16 protein-coding genes are annotated in these 15,722 nt (G+C 44.1%); 1 reads left to right on the top strand and 15 read right to left on the bottom strand.

Features of this window, described 5'->3' with window-relative positions; all coding sequences use genetic code 11:
• Positions 1-26: 26 nt before the first annotated feature.
• From FLB61_RS10595 to FLB61_RS10580, 4 genes are read right to left on the bottom strand one after another with little or no spacing between them, the layout of a single operon-like run.
• Complete coding sequence (locus FLB61_RS10595) at positions 27-575, bottom strand: DUF5662 family protein (RefSeq protein ID WP_087202554.1); 549 nt, start codon at positions 573-575, stop codon at positions 27-29.
• A 44-nt stretch (positions 576-619) separates the two neighbouring features.
• On the bottom strand, positions 620-1,294 hold the full coding sequence (locus FLB61_RS10590; RefSeq protein ID WP_221920105.1) for a TraX family protein: 675 nt from the start codon (positions 1,292-1,294) through the stop codon (positions 620-622).
• Positions 1,266-2,993, bottom strand: a complete 1,728-nt coding sequence (locus FLB61_RS10585) for an alpha-amylase family glycosyl hydrolase (protein ID WP_221920103.1) — start codon at positions 2,991-2,993, stop codon at positions 1,266-1,268. The genes FLB61_RS10590 and FLB61_RS10585 overlap by 29 nt, the downstream gene beginning before the upstream one ends.
• A 24-nt stretch (positions 2,994-3,017) precedes the next feature.
• Positions 3,018-4,013: a sugar ABC transporter substrate-binding protein gene (locus FLB61_RS10580; RefSeq protein ID WP_221920101.1), complete on the bottom strand. Its 996-nt coding sequence runs from the start codon at positions 4,011-4,013 to the stop codon at positions 3,018-3,020.
• Between the two features lie 166 nt (positions 4,014-4,179).
• Between FLB61_RS10580 and FLB61_RS10575 the strand changes: the two genes are divergently transcribed.
• Positions 4,180-4,503 (top strand): DUF1292 domain-containing protein, encoded by a 324-nt coding sequence (locus FLB61_RS10575; protein ID WP_221920100.1) that lies wholly within the window; start codon positions 4,180-4,182, stop codon positions 4,501-4,503.
• Here the strand turns inward: FLB61_RS10575 and FLB61_RS10570 are convergent.
• The 11 genes from FLB61_RS10570 to grdB form a co-directional block, all read right to left on the bottom strand.
• Complete coding sequence (locus FLB61_RS10570) at positions 4,472-6,343, bottom strand: ATP-dependent helicase (RefSeq protein WP_221920099.1); 1,872 nt, start codon at positions 6,341-6,343, stop codon at positions 4,472-4,474. The genes FLB61_RS10575 and FLB61_RS10570 overlap by 32 nt on opposite strands.
• A 3-nt stretch (positions 6,344-6,346) precedes the next feature.
• Entirely contained in the window at positions 6,347-7,804 is a 1,458-nt protein-coding gene (gltX, locus tag FLB61_RS10565) for a glutamate--tRNA ligase (protein ID WP_221920098.1), read from the bottom strand.
• Positions 7,805-7,848: 44 nt separating this feature from the next.
• Positions 7,849-8,184, bottom strand: coding sequence for a DUF3784 domain-containing protein (locus tag FLB61_RS10560; RefSeq protein ID WP_087202457.1), 336 nt, complete (start codon positions 8,182-8,184; stop codon positions 7,849-7,851).
• A gap of 3 nt (positions 8,185-8,187) precedes the next feature.
• On the bottom strand, positions 8,188-8,667 hold the full coding sequence (locus FLB61_RS10555; protein ID WP_221920097.1) for a threonine/serine exporter family protein: 480 nt from the start codon (positions 8,665-8,667) through the stop codon (positions 8,188-8,190).
• Positions 8,664-9,437: a threonine/serine exporter family protein gene (locus FLB61_RS10550; RefSeq protein ID WP_087202558.1), complete on the bottom strand. Its 774-nt coding sequence runs from the start codon at positions 9,435-9,437 to the stop codon at positions 8,664-8,666. Before FLB61_RS10550 ends, FLB61_RS10555 begins: the two co-directional genes overlap by 4 nt.
• A 204-nt stretch (positions 9,438-9,641) precedes the next feature.
• Positions 9,642-10,796 carry a glycine/sarcosine/betaine reductase complex component C subunit alpha gene (gene grdD / locus FLB61_RS10545; RefSeq protein ID WP_087202460.1) on the bottom strand — a complete coding sequence of 385 codons (1,155 nt, stop codon included), beginning with the start codon at positions 10,794-10,796 and terminating at the stop codon, positions 9,642-9,644.
• A 13-nt stretch (positions 10,797-10,809) separates the two neighbouring features.
• Positions 10,810-12,342, bottom strand: a complete 1,533-nt coding sequence (gene grdC / locus FLB61_RS10540; RefSeq protein WP_087202462.1) for a glycine/sarcosine/betaine reductase complex component C subunit beta — start codon at positions 12,340-12,342, stop codon at positions 10,810-10,812.
• Between the two features lie 88 nt (positions 12,343-12,430).
• Positions 12,431-12,904: a glycine/sarcosine/betaine reductase complex selenoprotein A gene (gene grdA, locus FLB61_RS10535; protein WP_087202464.1), complete on the bottom strand. Its 474-nt coding sequence runs from the start codon at positions 12,902-12,904 to the stop codon at positions 12,431-12,433.
• Positions 12,905-13,022: 118 nt separating this feature from the next.
• On the bottom strand, positions 13,023-13,343 hold the full coding sequence (trxA, locus tag FLB61_RS10530) for a thioredoxin TrxA (RefSeq protein ID WP_087202465.1): 321 nt from the start codon (positions 13,341-13,343) through the stop codon (positions 13,023-13,025).
• Between the two features lie 26 nt (positions 13,344-13,369).
• Positions 13,370-14,308, bottom strand: coding sequence for a thioredoxin-disulfide reductase (gene trxB, locus FLB61_RS10525; protein WP_087202467.1), 939 nt, complete (start codon positions 14,306-14,308; stop codon positions 13,370-13,372).
• Between the two features lie 106 nt (positions 14,309-14,414).
• Positions 14,415-15,722 (bottom strand): glycine reductase complex selenoprotein B, encoded by a 1,308-nt coding sequence (grdB, locus tag FLB61_RS10520; protein ID WP_087202469.1) that lies wholly within the window; start codon positions 15,720-15,722, stop codon positions 14,415-14,417.

Below are 15,722 nucleotides of genomic sequence, written 5' to 3'. Positions count from 1 at the left end.
GTAATAAAAAGGAGTATCCTTTCTTTTCAGAAAGAATGCTCCTTTTTATTTCGCCATATTTCTTTTCTAAGATAAGCCAATGTCGTCTTCTCGCCCTTTTCTGCCAACATGATCAGAAGATGCTCAAGGACTTCTTTTGTGTGAGGATGCATAAACGAATCTGCCATTCCTTTGCGGTAATATTCCAGAGGACTCCGATCCGTATACTTTTCCTTCTTATAGATTTTGGAGGCAGCGATCCGATCCAGGAACATTTCGTAAATGTACCGGTCCGGCATCCTCATCCCGCAAAGCCCCTGCCCTGGTTCAAGCCCATAGTCAATCCAGTATTCGTAGTGGTGTTTATTGCGTCCTTTGTGGTGCAGCCACGCGCTGGAATATCCCTTTTTCTCTCGTTCCGCGTTATTTGGACTCCGATTTCCCTGATAATATTTGCAGCCCACAAGAAATTCTGTGGGGCTATATTTGGACAGGTCATGAAGAAGCCCCTGCTTGTAAAGGCCGACCCGGAAACAATATTTCATAACAAGATATTTGTGACGTGTAATTGTACAAAAATGTTTCCATACTTTCATTTTCTCACAATCCTCATTCCTGTCTTCTTTTCTGATTTCCATCGCTATCTCAGAATCGCCTCACGTATCACGATCAGACACAAAAGATGTAGCGGATACATAGAATAAAACAACCATTTCATCTTTCTTCCCTGCTCTCCTTTATATAGACTGATCGGTATCAGTGCTAACGCTCCAAACATCTGTATCCTTCCCATCAGAAGAATATTCACAGCAGCCACCAGGATGTTCTGTTTCATATTCTCATTGTTGAAACAATAAAAAATTAAAATCATCAGAAGTCCCATAGAATTATAATCTGTTGCAAGCGTTTCGGAAATAAGCATAATCAGAATAACCGCGATCCATCTCACTGCCAGATTGTTCACACTGATCCATAAGTAAAGCATCCACACTGCAAGCGTCAGAGTAAAAAACACATTCTGCCTGTCCGGATAAAAGAACGTGCCAAAGAATGCATAATCAAAAATGGGTTCCGACAAAAGAGCCAGAAGAAAAAGTCTGATTCCATACCGGAAAATGTTTGCCGTGTACATGAATCCTACTGCCGTCAAAAAGGCAAAAATCGGAAATGCCAGACGTCCAATTGCGGTAAAAACCCATATATCAGGGAAAAACATACGTCCTATGTGATCCACAATCATGGATACAATCCCGATCCATTTCAGGGCGAAACTTGTTATTTCCATCTTACTCCACTGTCTTTTCAGATTGTCCATCCTTCACTCCTCTGAAAACTGCAATGGAGCGTTCTGAAACCTCTGCTTTACGCTCCTGTTTCTTATCGATCGGCTCATTCAGGAAACCTTCTCGTTCTTCCGTCGAAAAAATCTGTTCCCAATGTTTTCCTTTTGAGAGCGAAGGAAGGGCAAACGAATGGCATTCCCAGTGCATATTGTACGCAATGTAGAGATCCTCTTCCCCATCTGCAGCTCCGCTGTAGTAGATGCCAATCTGACGGCTTGCAATGCCATCCGGCACCTGCCAAGCATTTTCTCCGTGATAGGAAACATCTGGTACACCGCAATGTGTTAAGTCAATACCACTGAACTCCCTTTTCGGATGAAAAATACGGTGCTCTTTACGAAAACGGATGAGTTCTTTTACGTATTCAAAGAGCCACTGCTCTTTTTCCAGTTTCTTCCAGTTCAGCCATGCTGTATCGTTGTCTTGGCAGTATACGTTGTTATTTCCGTTCTGAGAATTGGCAAACTCATCCCCCGCCAGTATACATGGTGTCCCTTGCGCAAGCAGAAGCAAGAAAAATGCGTTCCGCATCTGTTTTTCACGCAGTTTTATGACTGCTTTCTTTCTCGTCGCGCCTTCCACACCACAGTTCCAGCTATAATTGTAATCTGGCCCGTCCTGATTGTTTTCTCCATTTGCCTCATTGTGTTTTCCATCGTAAGAGACAAGATCGCACAATGTAAAACCTGTATGGTCAGTAATATAGTTATAAGAGGACTCATTCTGGGAAAGGTGCCTAAGCTGCCAGATCACGGATCCTACCATTCCCTCGTCACTTTTCAAAAATCTCCGCATTACATTTTGAAACTCATCCTTTTTGACGATCAGCTTTATGTTTGTCAGATATGCATCGCTGCGAATGACTTCCAGTGGCACAACAAATGGATTAACAATAAATCCATCTATATGATAGTCCTGACGATAATATTTCAGACATTCGATCATTTTCTGCTTAGACATCTTCTCAAAAAACGGAAGGTGCAGCACAACCTCGATTCCTGCCTTGTGGCACTCTTTTACCATCCGTTTCAATTCAGTAACCGGGTTCACATGGGCATACCTCTTTTTAGGTGCAAAGCAGTAGGCGCTTCCATATCCCCAGTAATTGGATACCAAGCGGATATGGTCTTCAAACTCATACACTGGCATACACTGTATCTGATTGATCCCAAGCTCAAGGAGATAGGGGATTTTTTCGATTATTCCTTCAAATGTTCCCTTATGCTTAACCTTGGATGCCGAATTTTTCGTAAAACCGCGGACATGAAGGCTGTATGCCACCACATCTTCATCCGGTAAGCAAAGCGGCCTGTCCCCCTCCCAGTCGAAGTCCGGGGACACGAGCACTCCGCGCTCTTTTGACTGTGTACTTCCGGACGTGTCGTCTTTGTAACGGCAGACCATATGTGCATATGGATCCACAACATCCTCTCCATCTATCAGATACAGATACTCGTCCCCTTCTCGGATTCCTTTCTGCAGACCTGAGGATCGGATATCTCCGTATAAAATATCCTCCTTCATCTCAATGGAACGGTATGGTCTTTCCTTTTTACTCCTGTACAGATTCAGAACACATCGTTTCCCTCTGGGTATCGCTACCGAAAACTCCACCCCTTCGTCCAGCCACACGACTCCAGCCGGTGCCGGTTTTTCTGTTGTATGATTCATTTTCCCATCCTTTCTGATTGACAGCTACTGCCATCCATCCACGCCGTACATATCTATATTGCTCTGATCGATAAACAATACATCTTCCAGCGTTTCTTCTTCATAGTCTTCTCCATTCATGATCTGGAGAGCCACTTTGGCCGCAGCTTTCCCGATGTTGATGGGCGATTGTGCAGCGCTTCCTGCGATCAGCGTATTTTTCTCTTTCAGCTCTCTTTTCAGATCCGGGGATCCGTCCACCCCGTAAATCTTCAAATCTGTTCTCTTCATCTCTTCTGCGGCTTCCATAGCGCCCAAAGCCATCTGATCATTTCCACACATGACGGCTGTGATTTCAGGCTGATTACGCAGGATCTTGGCCATTTCCGTCTTGGCATTTTCTTTTGACCCGGAAGCATCTGCCCGGGCCACTACCTCAAACCCTTTGCCAGCTATCGTCTCCTCAAATCCGGTAATTCGGCTGTTGATGGAATTCTGTGTCGTACATTCCAATATCACAACTTTTCCGCCTTCAGGGTAAGTCTCGATCAGTTTCTCCCCGCAGATCTGTCCTGCCTTGTAATTATCCGATCCCACATAGGCATCTACATCATCAATATTTTGTACCTGTGTGTCCAGATTAATAATTCGAATATCCGCCTCTCTCAATTCTTTCACAACCGGTGTAATGACCTCCCAGTCCACCGGACAGAGAAAAATGGCCTGGATCCCGTCTGATATCATTTCACGGATCTGCTGGATCTGTTTATTGGCATCTCCTCTTGGATCCTTTGTGATCAAAGTGCTGCCTTCCCCTTCGATATCTTCTCTGATAGAAGCTTCCAGCGTAGTATAATACGGATTCTCCATTGTGATACCCGAAAATCCGAATTTATATGCGGTCATCTCAGTCTCTTCTTCCTCGGACTCTTCCTTTACCGGATTGTCTTCCGGGCTCCCTCCTGCCGGCTTTTTACAGGCCGCAAGACTAAACATAAGGAGTATCACAAGGAATACAGCCGTCAATCTTTTGAATTTCATTCTGATTTCCTCCCGTTTCTGTCTGTCATATTTTAATTTTAACTTTTCTGCACACACTATGTCAATAGTTTTCCAAACCTCCTGCTTTTCCATGATTCTGCTTGCTTTTTTTGCCGTAGTCTGCTAGAGTAAAATTAGCATCTGTAACAATCAGTACAGAAGGCGTATGAACACAAAGGAGAGTATCATTATGGACGAACAGAATGTAACCGTTACCCTTACACTGGACAATGACGAAGAGCTGGAGTGTGAAGTTCTCACTATCTATTCTGTTGGAGAGCAGGAATACATTGCTCTTCTTCCATTAACTGAAGACGGAGAGGCAAACGAGGACGGCGAAGTTTATATCTACCGATATGAAGAGATTGACGACGAGCCAAGCCTTTCCAACATCGAAGATGATGATGAGTACGATGCAACGGCAGAAGCATTTGACGAATGGCTTGATGAGCAGGAATTTAACGAGATGCTCGAGGATGAAGAGGAGTAAAGAGTTCTTGGACAAAGCGGGAAGGATGGACATCTTTCCCGTTTTTTTGTCTGACATAAGATATTGTAAGCTGCTCTTTTGCCCTTGTCATGGCCACATAAAAAAGCCGCCTCTCCTCTTCCGTCTCCCCATCCCTGATGGCCTTCCGGTGTGGTACGATCCCTTCTTCTGCTTCAATGAGATAGACAAACCGGTATTCAAGTCCTTTTGCACCGTGCATCGTGAGAAAGGCTACCTTCCCTTCTGTAAAGCGATCTTCTTTTTCCATTTCTTTCAGATGGTTTGTATAGACATCTGTATACTTGATCCATTCCTGCAAAGATTCTTTTTTCTTCATACTCTCGGCAATCTCGTCCATAATTCCCAGAAGATCGCTCTGTTCCAGATTTTTTTCTTTTGCATACTCACACAAAAATTCCTGGTAACCTGTTTTCTTTCTCAGATACTGAAAGGCCGCATAAGGCGTCATCTTAGCTATCTCTCGGATATCTTCCTCCATCTGATCGATCCGGTCGATCATCCACTCCTTATCACAGTAAAACGTCCTTAAGTCCTCAAAATCTGTCCGCTCCTTTTCTAACGCTGTCCTGCTGATATAGCGATTTGGCCTGTTTATGACTCGGAGGAAGTCGTTCCTTTGCCGAATTCCCTGGGCGATGCGGAAATATGCTTTTATATCTTCCGCAATGAAATGTTCATATAGGTGGAATGCTTTCTCTTTCATAAAAAAAGGAATGCTGTAGTTCATAAAAGCAGACATGGTCATGGCAGCATCCTGTGTTGTCCGAAAGATCACAGCAATCTCCTCCGGCAATACTCCGGATTTTAGTTTTTCTTTTACCGCAGCTGCAACATAGTCCGCTTCCTCCGCCATATCGTACACTTCCTGCACATGAACCGGTTTACCCTTGTCGTGTACTGCCCGCAGATCTTTTGGAAACCGATTTTTATTGTTCTTGATTACTTTTCCAGATGCAGCTACAATGTGGGCGGCACTTCGGTAATTGATCTCCAGACGTACAATCTTCGCTTCCGGATAATCTTCGGAAAAATGTTTCATGATAGCCGGAGATGCCCCCCGGAATCCGTAGATAGACTGGTCGTCGTCTCCGACTACAAAAATATTCCTCCTTTGTCCGGCCAGCATCTTCACAATTTCATACTGAATCCTGCTGCAATCCTGAAATTCATCGATAAGAATATATCGGTATCGTTCCTGCCATTTTTTCAGAATATCCGGCCGCTTTTGAAACAGCTGATAGATCAAAAGCAGCATATCGTCAAAATCAATCTTTCCGGCCGCTTTTTTTCTCTTTTCATACGCGTGATAAACCTGACGGTCTTCCGGATCCTGCGTTATACCCTGGAATCCGCCATTATTCTTGACTTTCCCGATCATCAGCAGTACATCTTTATCGCCTATCCTTGTTCCGTTTGTCCGTTCCACATCTTTCACAGCTGCTTCTGCGATAGTACTTTGCTCATCTTCCCTCAAAATCTGCTCCGCGCACAAATCATAGACCTGCCGGAGCATACCGTAATAAATCCCGTGGAATGTGCCGAATGTTACTGATCCCGCCCCATGGATTCCTGTCTTTCGGAAACGTTCCTTCATTTCCTTTACGGCATATTTCGTAAATGTGATCACGAGGATTTCTTCCGGCGGTATGTGATGTGTCTCGATCATTTCGCAGATTCTGCCGGCAATAACTGTTGTCTTTCCGGAACCAGGACCTGCCAAAACCATACACGGTCCGTTTTTGTGGGCAATCGCCCGCCTTTGTTCTTCGTTATAAGTGGAAAGCGGGGGTTTTGTTCCCCCGCCGATTTTTTCTGTCATATATTATTTCTCCAACAATTCGATTCCCTTTCGGATTCTTCTTAGAGATTCTTCTTTTCCGATGATTTCCATGATTTCTGTGGCTCCTCCCGGTGTATTTTGCTTTCCGGACACCGCAGTACGAACCGGCCACATCACATATCCATTTTTGCATGCTTTGTCCGCCACATAGTCTTTCAGCACGGCAAACAGCGCATCATTGCTGTAATCTTCCTGCTTTTCCAGTATTGGGAGCAGTTCTTTTAACACTTCAAGTGATGTCTCCTCTGTCGTTTTCATCTTTTTGTGAGTGTACATGGCTGTATCGTATTCTGGAAGTTCCTCAAAGAAATCAATCTGTTCTCTGATATCAGGGAACACTTCTATCCTCGTCTTTACGAGGGCAGCAATTTTCTTCAGATCATAGTCTTTTGTCACTACTTCGCGGATATATGGCTCAGCCATCTCAAAGAAACAGTCGAACTCCATCATCTTCATATATTCCCCGTTCATCCATTTCAGTTTCTGAACATCAAATACCGCCGGGGATTTGCTCATATGATGATAGTCGAAAGCCTTTACAAGCTCCTCCAGGCTGAAAATTTCCTGGTTATCAGATGGACACCATCCAAGAAGCGCCACATAATTAACGATAGCCTCGGAAATAAAACCCTGTTCCAGCAGATCCTCATATGAAGAATGGCCGCAGCGTTTGCTGAGCTTTTTGTGATTTTCATCTGTAATGAGCGGACAGTGCACATACACCGGAGGCTCCCATCCAAATGCTTCATACAGGCGATTGTACTTTGGCGCAGAAGAAAGATATTCATTTCCTCTTACGACATGTGTGATATTCATCAGATGGTCGTCTACGACATTCGCAAAATTGTATGTCGGATATCCGTCGGATTTGATGAGGATCATATCATCCAGCTCTGCATTGTCTACAGTGATATCTCCATAGATATCATCGTGGAATGTTGTCGTGCCTTCTGTCGGCATGTTGATACGGATGACATACGGTTTCCCAGCTGCCAGATTCGCTTCCACTTCTTCTTTGCTAAGATGCAGGCAATGTTTATCGTATACACGGATCTCCGTTCCACTTTCTGACACAGATGTTTTTAAGGAATCCAAGCGTTCCTTGTCACAGAAGCAATAGTATGCGTCGCCTTGCTCGATAAGCTGTTTTGCGTATTTCAGATACAGGCCATTCTTATTTCGCTCGCTCTGCACATATGGCCCGTAACCGCCGTCCTTGTCCGGCCCCTCGTCGTGGATAAGGCCTGTCTTTTCCAAAGTACGGTAAATAATCTCCAGAGCGCCCTCCACAAAACGTTCCTGATCTGTATCTTCAATACGAAGCATGAAATCTCCGTCTTCGTGTTTCGCTATCAGATACGCATACAGTGCTGTTCTTAAATTCCCGACATGCATTCTTCCTGTCGGACTTGGTGCAAATCTTGTTCTCACTTTACTCATATCTCTTTTCTCCTGTTTCTATATTTTTTTATCATAACCGCTGTTTAGCGTCTCTTTCCATTATCCGTAAATTTTGTAAAATCTCTTATGATCAGACTTACAAACAGCACGACTAACATGCCGTATCCAGCATATGATTTGAGAGTCTCAGAATCTGAAAAAAAGGAAATGCTAAGCAGTACGATCATAACAATGTCTACGACAGCCATCGGAATGCCGAGCTTTCTCCCAAATTTCTTTTTGTCCAGGTTTTCTTTTTCTTTTTTGCTCATCTCACTGTATCCGGGTACCAGATCCAATGCTTTTCCGTTTATCAGCATGACCGTGGCAACTGTAAAAACTACAATGGACAAAATACCAAAAATGATGCTTACACCCATAGCTTACTTCTTCCTTTCTCCTTTTCGTATATATCTAAGGGAATCCTGCTTCCAGTCTCCTCTGCGGAATATTCTGAAAAATGTATCCATCAGAAAAATAGCAAGTGCGATCGCACCTGCGATTTCAAGCGTCTGAGCCAAATAATAGCTTGCCATCGCCCTGTCATTTTCCAGTATATGGTGCATGATCTGATAGATCCCGTTGCCTGGTACAGTAGGAAGTATCCCACCGATCAAAAACATTGTTACCGGCGTCTTCAAGATCCTGGCGAAAATATGGGAGATCAAACCTGCTGTAAGTGCGGACCAAAATGTGGCAATTACAACGTCTATCTGGCCAGCCGTGCAGATAAAATATACAAATCCAGATACAGCGCCGGATACTCCGGCCCAGATGAGATATTTTGTGGGCGAATTAATCATAATAGCATATGAATACACGGCTACGAAAACACCGATCGTTTTTATAAATACTTCCGTCATACGATTCCTCCTGTTATGAATTCTCCAAAAACAGACAAGGCAATCCCAATTCCCAGGGCAACAAAGGCCGCCTTCAGAAATGCTTCCAAAAGTCTGGCACATCCCGATATATAATCTCCCTGGAAGGTATCTCTTACCGCATTTGTAATAGCTACGCCAGGCACAAGGGGCATGATAGAACCGATAATGACGGTATCCAGATTCATTACATCCCCCATAATGCGTTTCATCACGAGAGCCGCAATCCCCACACTGACGGCATTTAAAATGTCAAGAATCAAATCCGGTATTCCGGCTCCTTTCCCGGCCAGCATAATCCCGGAAAGAAAAATTCCTACAATAATAGTAGCCAGCACATCATAGTATGTGCCGTCAAAAAAGACAGTAAATCCAATCGCTACTCCCGTGGGAGCAAGGATCGAAACCCACCTTGGATATGTAACCGACTTCACATCGTTTAAAAGACAATATGCCTCGTCCAGAGAAAGCTCCCCAGCACAGTATCTTCTTGAAATGTGATTGATCTGCTCGATCACGCTGAGATTTGTACTTCTTGTGTCCACACGCTGCGCCATACTGATCGGGGCCACATCTTCCCCACTGATTGATGCGCTGATCCCTGTCATAATGACAAGTATCTCTGTCTTTTCCAGGTTGGATGTCTTCAGAATATGGTGCATAGTATCCTCCACGCGATATGTCTCCGCCCCACTTTGAAGCATCAGTTTTCCGGCCAGCATGGCCGTATCCATCAGCAATTTATAGTCCATCCCTCTCATACCTTTTCCTAGTATATCATATTTCCATGAGACATCATACTATTTCTTCCGCAAAAAATCAACCCACTTGTTCAATCTTCTTTGAAGCAGTCTCGCTGCTTCATACAATAGTATAATTCCCAAAACGCAATCTCCCCGGCCAGGTGTATTCCTGTGCCGGGGAGATTGTGGATCTTCTCTTAATCCTCTTGCGGATTAGTTGATATATCCAGCTTTCTTTAATTCTTCTTCTGCTTTGGAAAGGTTTGCTTCAGATACACGAATGATCGGTCCTGTACATCCCATTCCGCTTTCAGCATAGATATTGATCTTCCAAAGTACACGTACCGCATCATCAAGATCCATAACTTCGATACCTGCAATCTGTGCTGTCACGATTTCCTTTGGAGGTTCTTTTACTTCTTCTTCAGCTGCAGCCGGTTTTGCAACCGTCTTATATGCAGCCAGAACTTCACTGAATCCAGCTTTCTTTACTTCTGCGAATTCTGCTTTTGCCACTTCAAACACCTTGTTGCGAACAAGTTCTGCTGCATAGCAAATTGCATTTGCGATGACCGGTGCTCCGGAAGCACGGGAGACGATCATAACTAATTCTTCGTAGCCTTCGCCGATTCCAGGTCCGTATCCGTAACCTGTTGCTTCAAAACTTCCTCCAGTGTTGAAAGAAGAAAGCATCTTTACAAGAATGTTTCCTGTCAGGGAATCCGTTACAAGGATATCCGGAGATGCCTGAAGCACATCATTTCCACGCATTACACATCCGCCGTCCGCACGTCCGGATTCAGCGAATTCAATATCATAACCTTTTTCTTTCAGTTCTTTCAGGGCTTTTTCTGTCTGACGGGCACCATCCACATTCAAAATACCTACTGTAGGTTTTTTGATTCCGCATGCCTTTGCTGTGATTACCCCGTAAACAGCATTTTTGATCATTCCTTCGATACGATCTGTACTGGATGTACCAGTCGTATTTGCGATGAACATTTCTTTGCCCCTTGCTGGTGTAACAACGCGTCCTACTGTTGACACGCCGATCGGGAATGGGAAATGCATTGTTACAGCTCCGTCTACTTCCTTATTTTTCAGCATGTCTTCCATCTTTTTATGGCCTTCTTCATCGTCAGCCACTTTGATCGTTGTTACTCCTTCTGCTTCCAGTGTACCGATGTAGTATACATCAACACCCTGTTTTGCAGCCATTACCGCTGCCTGCATGGAATTTTCTTCGCCATGTTCGCTTCCCATTCCGGTAAGAGCGATCTTCGGGCGCTTTCCATACTGTCCGCTTTCCAGACCCTGCGCCATTTCCATGAAGGTAGAGGCAATCATTTTTTCGATACTACTTGCCATTTTCTCCACCTCACTATTCTGCCATCAGAGTTTCAGCGAATTCTTTCATTGCTTTTGCGATCAGGCCTTTTACTTCTTCTTCAGATACTGTTCCAGCAGCATCGTTTCCTTCGTTTGCCTGGATCACAAAAGATACACCATCGAACAGGTTTGTCATACGTCCAAGGAAGAGACTTCCTTTACCGATGATCATTGCTTTCTTAATGTTTCCAGCCAGGATATCTTCACGTGCAACTCCGATGTACGGAACACCTGAAGGAATATGTCCCTGTGTCGGAGCCCATCCTGTAAGTCCGTGTTTCTGAATGAAATCCGGGAGTTCTTTTCTGTCGATATCACCGCGTTTTACTGCGAGAGCACCGATCATCTTGTAGTTAGCAAGCGGAACATCTCCTGCTCCAGCCGGTTTTGTGATATCCGGATTCTGCATTTCCGGTGAGAATTTATCGATATCTGTTACTTTCCAGCCTACTCTGTCAAGAGGATCTGTAACAAGACTTCCGATTACAGCCTGCGGAGCAGATCCTGTACCTACAGTATGACGTCCAAGTACATCCAGGTTGATTTCCGGGTTTACTCCGTCATTTTCAGAGATAACTACTGCAAATCCACCAAGGCAGTCTTCCAGGATCGGAAGGCCTTTCTTTACGTGGTCTTTACCGTTCATACCTAATTTTGCTGTACATCCTCCAGCAGTTACGACAACTGTCTTGTAAGCACCAGATTTTACGAGTGCAGCTGCTTCGATCAGAGCGTGTGTAGGTCCGGCACAGAATCCTCTGGAGTCAGAACCTGTAGCAGACACGAGTCCAGCTACTTCTGCGGCAGCTTTTGCGAAGTTACCGCCACCTCTCTGGTTCATATCTCCACATGCTTCTTCTGCACAGTCGATTACGTATTCTACGTCTTCTTTATTGATACCTGCATTTCTTACGGCATATAAAAGAGCAAGTACGCTGGAAGCTTTGCTCATCAGGTTTTCATGCATTACATGAGCGGAAAGGTTTACGTCGATATCATGAGCTGTTCTCACACATCCAACAAGCTCATTGTTGTGATATAATCCTTCTGCATGTTCATTTTCGATAAAATGCTTAATTTCATCAAGTTCATATCCTTCTTCAATCTTGGAGACGATATCTTCCGTGATGATCGGATCTGCAGCAAATGCATCTTTATGTGCACTTACGAAATTCTTGTCCAGTTTTACAACTTCGAACATGTCGCAAGCCTGAACTAAAAGAAGGAATTCTTCTTCAGGCATAATTTCGCCGTATTTTCCGTATCTTTCTGCTCCTTCTTTTTTCTTATCAAAATAAGGGAATTCTACCTGTGCCAGTTCATCCGGATGGGCATTTCCGATGTATACCTGGTTCGGCCAATAATTTACGCAATCCTCATAAGAGCGAAGATGGCCTCTTAATTCTTTCAAATATTCTGATTCCGGATTAACAACTCTTTCTGTTGTCTGTGTTGTTCCGTTGTATACTACCATTTCAGGAGTATGTACTAATACATAGCTTGCTCCTTTGATTACACTGTTCATTGTTAGTGTCCACCCTTTCTTTGAAGATAAAAGGCGGCGGACTCATTCCGCCCACCGCCTCATGGAATCCGAAATCTTCAGATTCTTCTTATAAGTATTTGCAGAATTCGTCACGGATAGCGGACATTTCGCTGACGATATCATCAACGTCCAGTACCATTTCCATCATTCCTACCTGTTCATCATAAACAGCTTCATCAAACTCTGCTTTTAATTCTGGTTCACATACGTGATATGTCGTGAGTCCAAGCTGGACCCCTGTCAATGGACCTGCGAATGTCGGGTCACCTGCTGTTACAGTTTCAGCTGCAAGACCAGCAGCTTCACCTTCAGCAGCACCAAGTACTACTACAAGGTTTTCTGCGCCGAATTCATCTGCGAATTCTTTAACCCTCTTCTGATTCTCAAGATCCATTGCGCCTGCGCTCGTTCAGACGAAACATTCTGTTGAAGAAAAAACAATTTCTCCTCCGGCTGTCTTTACGCATTCTGCGATAGCCGGTCCCGGAACACCATCACGGTCGCCAATAATAATGACTTTTTTACCTTCTAAAATTGCCATGATGTTTTTCCTCCTTCCCTTCATTTTAATAATATATGTTTTCAGATACTTTTATCCGAGGACACTGGCATGCCCTCCGTAAAGCCCATAGGGCAATTACGCATTGTTATGCTTTTCCTTAAGCGTAGTATTTTTTGATCATTTCTTCTACTGCTTCCGGAGTAGCGTCTTCTTTAACCAGTTCTTCTACCTTTTCGCCGCCTTTGTAGATAGCGATAACCGGAAGACCTAAGATCTTCTGTCCGATAGCAAGACGACGTGCTTTTGTTGTGTTTAAGGATGTGAATTTGATCTTATCGCCGTATTTTTCAGCGTATGCATGAATGTGCGGCATCAGAGCCTGACACGGAACGCATCCGTCTCCGAAAAAGTCAACTAAAACATATCCTTCAGCTTCCAGAACTTCTGGTCCAAATGTATTCTTATCTACTTCTAACATTGTTAAAAACTCCTCCTTATAAAAGATTATTCGTTAATATATTTTTCTGCCTGTGTAGCAGCGATCGCTCCGTCTGCAGCTGCTGTTACAACCTGGCGTAAGCTCTTGATACGTACATCTCCGGCAACAAATACACCTGGGATGTTTGTGTGCATATTTTCATCGCCTTTGATATATCCTCTTTCATCCATGTCGATGATTCCTTCGAAAATTTTGGAATTCGGGATTGTTCCGATAAATCCAAACACACCGAACATCCCGTCTTCTTCGTCAGCTTCAATCGTTGTAAGTTCGCCTGTCTTCACGTTCTTAACAACCATGGAAGAAAGAATTCCGTCTCCGTCGAGTTCTTCTACTACTGTATCCCATAAGAAATGGAGTTTGTCATTTTTAAACGCTTTTTCCTGAATGGACTTCGCTGCACGAAGTTCGTCACGTCTGTGGATAATTGTGACTTTTCTTGCGAATTTTGTCAGATACATAGCTTCCTCAACAGCAGAATCTCCGCCGCCGACTACAAACACTTCGAAGTCTTCAAAGAAGTTTGCATCGCATGTTGCGCAATAGGAAACACCTTTGCCCATAAATTCTTTTTCGCCTTTACATCCAATCGGACGTGCAAAAGCACCTGTTGCGATAATAACTGTCTTTCCAAGATATTCTGCCTTGGCACTTTTCAGTTTCTTTACTTCGCCTTCCAGCTCAACAGAATTGATTACATCTGTCACTCTTTCAGCTCCGAATTTTTCAACCTGTTCTGTCATTCTCGCAATTAAAGAAGGTCCGCTTTCACCTTCTACAATCTGTCCCGGATAGTTTTCGATTTCATCCGTGATTGCAATCTGTCCGCCGTCTTTACCTTTTTCGATGATGAGGGTAGACAGACGGCTTCTTCCTGCATACAGTCCTGCAGCCAAACCTGCCGGTCCTGCTCCCAGGATAATTACGTCATAAATTTTGCTCATAACGCTTTACTCCTTCTTTCTTTTTAGTCTTTATCTTCAGCATACAGGCAGGGGTTCCGCCTGTATGCCTATTTCCACATGACGTCAGAAAAGAGTCCTCTTTGGCTTAGTTATCGAAGATTGTCTGATCTTCTACTTCTGTAGTCAAAGCATTCAGTGCTTTTTCTACGATGCCTTTACGAAGCTCGTATTCTTCTTCTTTTGTAAGTGCCGGATTACCAAGCGGATGAGGGATGGCAATAGCCGGTACGATTCTGTTGGCACCAACTGTCATGGAGATTGGTGTTACAGTACAGATATGAACAACCGGAAGTCCAGCTGCTTCGATACCTTTAACGAGCGTTGCACCGCAACGCGTACAGGTACCTCATGTAGAGGTTAAGATAACTGCATCTACTCCGTCTGCTTTCATCTTCGGAGCAAATTCTTCAGCAAATGCTTTCGCAGAAGCAACGGCTGTTCCGTTACCTACTGTTGTATAGAATTTGTCATACAGTTTTCCGATCTTTCCTTCTTTTTCCATTTCACGGAGAACGTCTACCGGAAGTACGCGGTCTGCATCTTCGTTTGCATATACCGGGTCATATCCACCGTGAGCTGTTTCAAATGTTTCTTCTGTAAGATCATCCACACCAGCGATGCTGTATTCGCCGTATTTGGAAGCGTTGGAGCTTTCGATGTGGTCCGGATTTCCTTTCGGTACGATACCGCCAGATGTAACAAGAGCGATCGTAGCTTTGGAGAGATCTTTTACAGCCGGGTTCGGAGCAACTCTGTCGAATGTCGGCATCGGGTACTCTGTCTCGAACGGCTTGTCTGCTAATTTCTTAAGAAGCATCTTAACAGCACGTTTGGATCCTCTTTCTTCTTCGAAGAAGTTCACACGAACACCATTCGGCATATATCCTTCCTGGCAGGAAGCGCCGATTGCTTCTTTCTTAGCAAGTTTGAGAGCTAATGGAGCCATCTTGGAAACCGCGCCTCTCATACCTGCTGCAGAGTTCTTTGTAGATACTGTGTAGACTTTGTTCTTGAACATGTCTGCACCTGGGTTTTCTGTGTACATACCTGTAACAGCCGGAATACCAAGTTCTTCCTGAACTGCGTCGCAGATTGTTCCACATGCCACTCCGTAACGTCCAGCGTTGAATGCCGGTCCAGCTACGAATACGTCCGGGCTGTATTTCTTTACAACTTCAAGAATTTCAGCTTTTGCTTTGTCAAGGTTTTCGTTGAAATAAGAGTCACCGCAGATGATTGTTGCAACGATTTCTGCTTCTTCTCCGAATGCCTGTTTAAATGCCATACCTGGTCCGACAACTTCGCCTTCGCGAACTTCTACCGGGTAATCAGCTTTTTCTTCTCCACCAATATTAGCGAAGAACTGATTGATATAATGAACTACTTTTAACAT

Origin of the sequence: Sellimonas caecigallum (genome assembly GCF_019754295.1) — a bacterium.
Taxonomy (GTDB): domain Bacteria; phylum Bacillota; class Clostridia; order Lachnospirales; family Lachnospiraceae; genus Sellimonas; species Sellimonas caecigallum.
This window is presented reverse-complemented; position numbering and strand designations above follow the sequence as displayed.

Bases quoted from the DNA above. Each gene is read 5' to 3' on its own strand.
- trxB (WP_087202467.1), bottom strand. From the start codon at position 14,308: ATGAGCAAAATTTATGACGTAATTATCCTGGGAGCAGGACCGGCAGGT.
- trxA (WP_087202465.1), bottom strand. From the start codon at position 13,343: ATGTTAGAAGTAGATAAGAATACATTTGGACCAGAAGTTCTGGAAGCT.
- FLB61_RS10595 (WP_087202554.1), bottom strand. From the start codon at position 575: ATGAAAGTATGGAAACATTTTTGTACAATTACACGTCACAAATATCTT.
- FLB61_RS10575 (WP_221920100.1), top strand. From the start codon at position 4,180: ATGAACACAAAGGAGAGTATCATTATGGACGAACAGAATGTAACCGTT.
- gltX (WP_221920098.1), bottom strand. From the start codon at position 7,804: ATGAGTAAAGTGAGAACAAGATTTGCACCAAGTCCGACAGGAAGAATG.
- grdC (WP_087202462.1), bottom strand. From the start codon at position 12,342: ATGAACAGTGTAATCAAAGGAGCAAGCTATGTATTAGTACATACTCCT.
- FLB61_RS10585 (WP_221920103.1), bottom strand. From the start codon at position 2,993: ATGAATCATACAACAGAAAAACCGGCACCGGCTGGAGTCGTGTGGCTG.
- FLB61_RS10570 (WP_221920099.1), bottom strand. From the start codon at position 6,343: ATGACAGAAAAAATCGGCGGGGGAACAAAACCCCCGCTTTCCACTTAT.
- grdD (WP_087202460.1), bottom strand. From the start codon at position 10,796: ATGGCAAGTAGTATCGAAAAAATGATTGCCTCTACCTTCATGGAAATG.
- FLB61_RS10580 (WP_221920101.1), bottom strand. From the start codon at position 4,013: ATGAAATTCAAAAGATTGACGGCTGTATTCCTTGTGATACTCCTTATG.
- FLB61_RS10590 (WP_221920105.1), bottom strand. From the start codon at position 1,294: ATGGACAATCTGAAAAGACAGTGGAGTAAGATGGAAATAACAAGTTTC.
- FLB61_RS10550 (WP_087202558.1), bottom strand. From the start codon at position 9,437: ATGGACTATAAATTGCTGATGGATACGGCCATGCTGGCCGGAAAACTG.
- FLB61_RS10555 (WP_221920097.1), bottom strand. From the start codon at position 8,667: ATGACGGAAGTATTTATAAAAACGATCGGTGTTTTCGTAGCCGTGTAT.
- FLB61_RS10560 (WP_087202457.1), bottom strand. From the start codon at position 8,184: ATGGGTGTAAGCATCATTTTTGGTATTTTGTCCATTGTAGTTTTTACA.